The 5,922-nt window shown below is 76.6% G+C and carries 6 protein-coding genes and 1 tRNA gene; 4 read left to right on the forward strand and 3 right to left on the reverse strand.

What is annotated here, in order from left to right; translation table 11 throughout:
- On the forward strand, nt 1-372 hold a 372-nt coding region (locus tag K6U79_10540), incomplete at its 5' end, for an EamA family transporter (GenBank protein ID MCL6522789.1).
- Between the two features lie 59 nt (nt 373-431).
- On the opposite strand, the gene K6U79_10545 is transcribed toward K6U79_10540, so the two are convergent.
- Nucleotides 432-1,907 (reverse strand): DegT/DnrJ/EryC1/StrS family aminotransferase, encoded by a 1,476-nt coding sequence (locus K6U79_10545; GenBank protein MCL6522790.1) that lies wholly within the window; start codon nt 1,905-1,907, stop codon nt 432-434.
- 18 nt (nt 1,908-1,925) lie between these two features.
- Nucleotides 1,926-3,194 (reverse strand): MFS transporter, encoded by a 1,269-nt coding sequence (locus K6U79_10550; protein MCL6522791.1) that lies wholly within the window; start codon nt 3,192-3,194, stop codon nt 1,926-1,928.
- Nucleotides 3,195-3,274: 80 nt separating this feature from the next.
- Between K6U79_10550 and K6U79_10555 the strand changes: the two genes are divergently transcribed.
- Nucleotides 3,275-4,429, forward strand: coding sequence for a glycosyltransferase (locus K6U79_10555; protein ID MCL6522792.1), 1,155 nt, complete (start codon nt 3,275-3,277; stop codon nt 4,427-4,429).
- 65 nt (nt 4,430-4,494) lie between these two features.
- The gene (locus tag K6U79_10560) at nt 4,495-4,944 is read left to right on the forward strand and encodes a hemerythrin domain-containing protein (GenBank protein ID MCL6522793.1); all 450 of its coding nucleotides are present in this window, start codon (nt 4,495-4,497) and stop codon (nt 4,942-4,944) included.
- Between the two features lie 108 nt (nt 4,945-5,052).
- Here the strand turns inward: K6U79_10560 and K6U79_10565 are convergent.
- Nucleotides 5,053-5,138, reverse strand: a tRNA-Leu gene (locus K6U79_10565).
- Between the two features lie 176 nt (nt 5,139-5,314).
- Here K6U79_10565 and K6U79_10570 point away from each other — a divergent pair.
- The coding region (locus tag K6U79_10570; GenBank protein MCL6522794.1) for an ABC transporter substrate-binding protein at nt 5,315-5,922 on the forward strand (608 nt) is incomplete at its 3' end.

Raw genomic sequence — 5,922 nt, forward strand, 5'->3', positions numbered from 1 at the left:
CGCCTCGGTCTCCGCCACGCCGACCCGCTGGAGGGGCTGGTGGCCCGGACGGTGGTCACCGTCCTCCTGGTGGGCGCCTGGTCGCTGGCCGGCGGCCGCTACCGCGTCCTCCTCTCGCTGCCGCCGGCCGACTGGCTCTACCTGGGGCTGGAGGCCTTCTTCGCCACCTTCGCCGGCGACCTGGCCTACTACGCCGCCCTCAAGTCGGGCGGCGCCGGCCTGACCGCCGCCGGCCTGGCCGTCTCGCCGCTGGTCACGGTCCTTCTGGGCCAGTGGCTCCTGGGCGAGAGCAGCTCGCCCCGCCAGCTGGCCGGGACGCTCCTCATCGTGGCCGGGCTGGTGCTGCTGGCCGAGAGCCAGCTGGTCCGCTGAGCGGGGAGCGCCCGCTCCGGGCCGCCGAGCGGGCAGCGCTCGCACCGGGCCGGAGCCGTTCAGGCGAGGACGCGGATCGTGCGGAGCGAGGGGTCGGCCGGGCCGGAGAGGCGGAGGCCCGCCTCGCGCACCGTCACCAGGAAGTCGAGCACGTCGCCCGAGATCCGCTCGCCCGGCGAGACGATGGGGATGCCCGGGGGGTAGCTGGTCACCGTCTCGGCCGCCACCCGCCCCCGCGCCGCCTCCAGCTCCACCCGCTCCGCCGCGGCGAACCAGGCCTCGCGCGGCAGCACCGCCACCTCCGGCGCGGGCGCACCGGCCAGGGCCGCCGCGCGCTCCAGCAGCGCCGCCGTCTCCGGCCTGCGCAGCCGCGGCGCCTCGGCCGCCAGGCGCCGGAAGGCGCGGACCAGCCGCTCCGTCTCCTCCTCCGTGTTGCCCGAGCCCACGATCAACACCACGTTGAAGAGGTCGGACATCTCCACCTGGATCCGGTGGCGGCGCCGCAGGATCAGCTCCACCTCCCGCCCGCTCAGCCCCAGGTCGCGGACGGAGACGGTCACCTTGAGCGGGTCCAGCCAGGCCGCGGCCGGCCCGCCCAGCACCCGCCGGTCGAGGAGCCGGAGGCCGGGCACCCGGCCCAGCGCGGCGCGCAGCCCGTCGGCCAGGCGGATGGCCCGCTCCACCAGCTCCCTGCCCCGCTCCTGCATCTCGGCGCGTGCCGCGTCCAGCGAAGCCATCAGCAGGTAGCTGGCGCTGGTCGACTGTAGGAGGCGCAGCGCCCCCTCCACCCGCTCCTCGGAGAGCCGCCCGCGGCGCAGGTGCAGCAGCGAGGCCTGGGTCAGCCCGCCCAGAAGCTTGTGCGCCCCCTGCGCGCTGGCGTCGGCGCCCAGGCGGAGCGCCGGCGGCGGCAGCGCCGGGTGGAAGCCGAAGTGCGGCCCGTGCGCCTCGTCCACCAGGAGCGGCAGCCCGCGCCTCCGGGCCAGGGCCGCCGCCGCGCCCAGGTCCGGCACCACCCCGTAGTAGTTGGGGCTCAGGAGAAGGAGCGCCTCCGCCCGCCCGCGCTCCAGCGCCGCCTCCAGGCGGTGGGGGGCCACGCCCAGCGCCAGGCCGAAGTCGGCCTCGCGCTCCGGCTCCAGCCAGACCGGCCAGGCACCCGAGAGGACGAGGCCGGCCAGCGCCGACTTGTGCATGTTCCGCGGCAGCAGCAGCCGCCCGCCGGGCTGCGTGGCGGCCAGGATCATGGCCTGCACGCCGGCCGAGGTCCCGTTGACCAGGAAGTAGCTCCGGTCGGCGCCGAAGGCGGCCGCCGCCAGCGCCTGCGCCGCCGCCAGCACCCCCGTCGGCTCCTGGAGGTCGTCGAGCCCCTCCACGCTGGTCACGTCGGCGCGGAAGGCGCGCTCCCCCAGGAGGCGCCGGATGGCGGGGCTGGCCCCGCGCCCGCCCTTGTGCCCCGGCATGTGAAAGCGGACGACGCCCTCGCGGACGTAGGCCTCCACCGCCTCCACCAGCGGCATGGGCGGCCGCCGCCGGGCCATCCCCCCCACCTCCGCCGCTCACCCTATGCGCTCCCGGCCGCCCCCGTCTCCCAGACGGAGAAAGAGCAGCCCGGCGAGGAGCGAGGCCGAGGCCATGGCCAGCGGCAGCGCCCCCGTTCCGGCGCTCTCCAGGAGCAGCCCCCCCGCCGCCGGCCCGAGCCCATAGGCGATGCCGTCGACGACGCCCAGCGCGGAGAAGGTGGTGGCGCGCAGGCCCGGCGGGGCGAGGCCGGCGGCGACGCTTTGCAGCGCCGGCGAGTGGAAGACCTCGCCCAGCGTGAAGAGGACCATCAGCGCCAGCCAGGCTTCCTCGGAGCGGCCGGCACGCCACCAGCCCAGCTCGGCCAGGGCGAAGAGCAGCTCGCCCGCCACCAGCCCCAGGCGCGGCCGCCGCTCCAGGAGCCTCCCCAGCCAGGGCTGGGCGAGGAGGACGGTGAGGCCGTTGGCGGCGACGAGGCGCGCGTAGGCGGCCTCACCCCGCGGCAGGGCGCTCCGGACGAGGAGCGCGAGGCCGGTGTGCAGCTGCGAGTAGGCGAGGCCGTTGAAGAAGGCGGCCGCCGCGAAGCGGGCGATGCGCGGCTCGCCGGCCAGAAGGTCGAAGGCGGCCCGGAGCCCCGGCCTCGCCCCGGCCCGCGCATCCCCCCCGTCGGACTCCCGGCGACCCAGGCCCGGCGGCACCGCCCGCCAGGCCAGAAGCGCCATGCCGGCGCCCGCGCCCGCGCCCAGCCACCAGGAGAGCGGCGAGGCGGCGGCGCCCAGACGGACCCCCAGGAGCGGGCCCAGGGTGGCGCCCACGTTGAGGAGCCAGTAGTTGTAGCCGAAGATGCGGGTGCGCAAAGCCTCCGGCACCAGGTCGCTGAGGAGGGCGCGGTAGCTTACCCCCGCCACCATGCCCGCCGCCCCCGCGCCCAGGGCGGCCAGCGCGAAGCCGGCGGGGCCGCGGGCGACCGCCAGCCCCGCGGCCGCCAGCGCCTCCAGGGCGGAGCCCAGCGCCAGCCCGGCGCGGCGCCCGGCCCGGTCGACCCACTGCCCGGCCAGCGGTGCCACCGCCAGCCCCGCCAGCGAGGAGAGGCCGACCACGGCGCCGGCGCCGGAGGGCGGCAGGTGCGTCCGCGCCTGTACGTAGACGGCGAGGAAGGGCGCTCCCGTGTAGCGCACCAGCGCCACCAGCCCGTTCCCCGCCAGGAGGAGCCAGAGGAGCGGCGGAAGCGCCGCCTCCTCGCGCAGGAAGCCGCCCAGGGGGCCCGCCGCCCGCCGCCGAGCCGACCCTCGCCGCGTCGCCCCCACCTCCGCCGCCCGCCTCGCCGGCCCTCCCCAACGAGTACGCGCGGCGGTCGATGGGCTATCCTCGCCATGGAGGTGGCGAGGTGGGCGAGGCCGTGCTGCACCTGCTCCGCCCGGCGGCTGGCGGCATGGGCCGCCACGTGGGCCTGCTGGCCCCGGCGCTGGCCGAGGCGGGATGGGAGGTGACGCTGGCCGGGCCCAGCGACTTCCTGGCCCGGCTCGAGGGCGCGGAGGGCCATCCGCGGCTCCTGCGCCGGGCGGTGGAGGTGCCGGCGCGCCCCTCGCCGGCCGCGCTGGCGGCGGCCCGACGCCAGCTGGCCGCGCTCCTGGCGGAGGGCGGCTACCGCCTCCTCCACCTGCACGGAACGGCCGCCCTGCTGGTGGCCGCGCCGCTCCTCCGCTCGCTCCCGGCCGGACGCCGGCCCGCGCTGGCCGTCACCCTGCACAACCTGCCGGCCGAGCGCGGCCTGCTCAGCGGTCTCGGCTACCGCTGGCTCGAGCGACGCCTCCTCTCCCTCCACCCCCTCTGGTTCGCCGTCAGCCCCCTGGTCCGGGAAGAGGCGATCCGCTGGTGGGGCCTCCCGCCGGGGCAGGTGGAGCTGCTCCCGGCCCCGCTGGAGCCGCCCCGGCAGGCGCGGGCGGAGCTTCCCTCGGCCTGGCAGTGGGAGCCCGTCTACATCGTCGGAACCGCCGCCCGGCTGGTACCGGGCAAGGGACTGGAGACTCTGCTGGAGGCGGCGGCCCGGCTCGCGCCCCGGATGCCCGAGCTCCGGCTCTGGCTGGTGGGCGACGGGCCGCTGCGACAGCCGCTTCGCCGCCAGGCAGAAGCGGCCGGCCTGGCGGGGCGCCTCCGCTGGGAAGGGGCGGTGCCCGACGCGGCGCCCTACCTGGGGGCCATGGACTGCGTCGTCGTCCCCTCGCGCGTGGAGGCGCTCTCGCTGACGGCGTTGGAGGCGCTGGCCCGCGCCCGCCCCCTGGTGGTCTCGACGGCCGTGGCGCGGACGGGCGTGGTGGAGCCCGGCAGGACCGGCTGGAGCTTCCCCACCGGCGACGCCGCGGCGCTGGCCGCCGTCCTCCGCCAGGTGCGCGAGCAGGGGGACGAGGCGGCGCGGCGGGCGGCGCGCGGCGCCGAGGAGACGCTCCGTCGCCACGGCCTGGGCCGGGCGGTGGAGCGGGTGGAGGCGGGCTACCGGAAGCTCCTGGACGGAACCGCGGACCGCCCGGCGGCCCGCGGCTGACCACGGCCGGAGCGCCGACGGCGGAGGGCCTGCGGAGAGAGAGCCCTCACGGGGAGGCGAGAGCGATGGCACGGCGAAACGAGGGGCTCATCCCCCTCTCCCAGCAGCATCACCGGGCACTGGTGGCCGGGAAGTCGCTGCGCGACGCGGCGCGCGACCCTTCCGACGCCGGCGCCCTGCGGCGCGCCGCCGAGGAGTTCCTGGCCTTCTGGCGCGAGGACGGCGCCGCCCACTTCCGCAGGGAGGAGGATCTCCTCCTCCCGTTCTACGGACGCTGGGGCGAGGCGAACGACCCGAGGGTGGTCCGCATGCTGGTGGAGCACGTCGAGCTCCGCACCCGCGTGCAGCAGCTGGAGGAGGCTTTGGCCGCGGGCCGCGAGCCGGAGGCGGGCTTTCTGGCCGACCTGGGCCGGCGCATGAGCGATCACGTCCGGCTGGAGGAGGACGAGGTCTTTCCGCTGATCGAGGCGACGGTGCCGGGCGAACGCCTGGCGGAGCTGGCACCCTTTTTCTGAGAGCCGGCGCTCGCCACCGAGCCCGCCCGCCGACTTCCCGGAACGAGGGGAGCGGCGGCGACCTGCGGGTCGCCGCCGCTCCTGCTGCTGCCTCGATGGGCCAACCCCTGGTGCGAGAGGCGGGACTTGAACCCGCACGGCACAAGGCCACACGCCCCTCAAACGTGCCTGTCTGCCAATTCCAGCACTCTCGCACGAGATCCGGCGCATTCCGCATGATAGCATGCCCCGTCCCGCCGCTCAAGGCGTCGCGGCGGCGCCGCCCGGCCAAGGTCGGGAAGGGCGTGGCGGGCATCGCCGGGAGGATCGATTCGCAACCCGTCGAATTAGCGTCGTCAATATCCGTCTTTATCCGGGAGCGTGATGCGATTTGTCGTCATCTCCTTCCTCGCGATGGAAGCGTTCCGCCTGGCTGGCCGCCCTGCTGGCCCTGGCGCTGGCGGCCGGCGCCTGCGGCGGCGGATCCGCCACCAGCGGAAACTCCGCCGGCGCGGGCGGCTCCTCCTCGTCGGGGGCCGGGCAGGCCTCGGCGCAGCCCATCAAGATCGGGATGAACTTCGAGCTCTCCGGCCCGGTCGCCACCTTCGGGGTGCATGCTCGCCAGGCGGCCGACCTGGCCATCGACCAGATCAATCAGAAGGGCGGCGTGCTGGGGCGGAAGCTCGAGGCGGTGACGCTGGACAACAAGTCGGACAACGGCGAGTCGACCAACGTCACCGAGCGCCTGGTCAGCGAGGGCGTCGTCGCCGTGGTCGGCCCCGTCACCACCGGCGACACGCTGGGCGCCGTGCAGGTGGTGACGCAGGCGCAGATCCCGCTGGTGACGCCCGGCGCCACCGCCGTCCCCGTCACCGTCGACCCCGCCACGGGCAAGGTGCGCGACTGGATCTTTCGCGTCTGTTTCATCGACCCGGTCCAGGGGACGGTGGGCGCCGACTTCGCCTACCAGCAGCTGAACGCCCGCAAGGCGGTCATCCT

Source organism: Bacillota bacterium, from assembly GCA_023511835.1.
Taxonomy (GTDB): domain Bacteria; phylum Bacillota; class Sulfobacillia; order JAIMAT01; family JAIMAT01; genus JAIMAT01.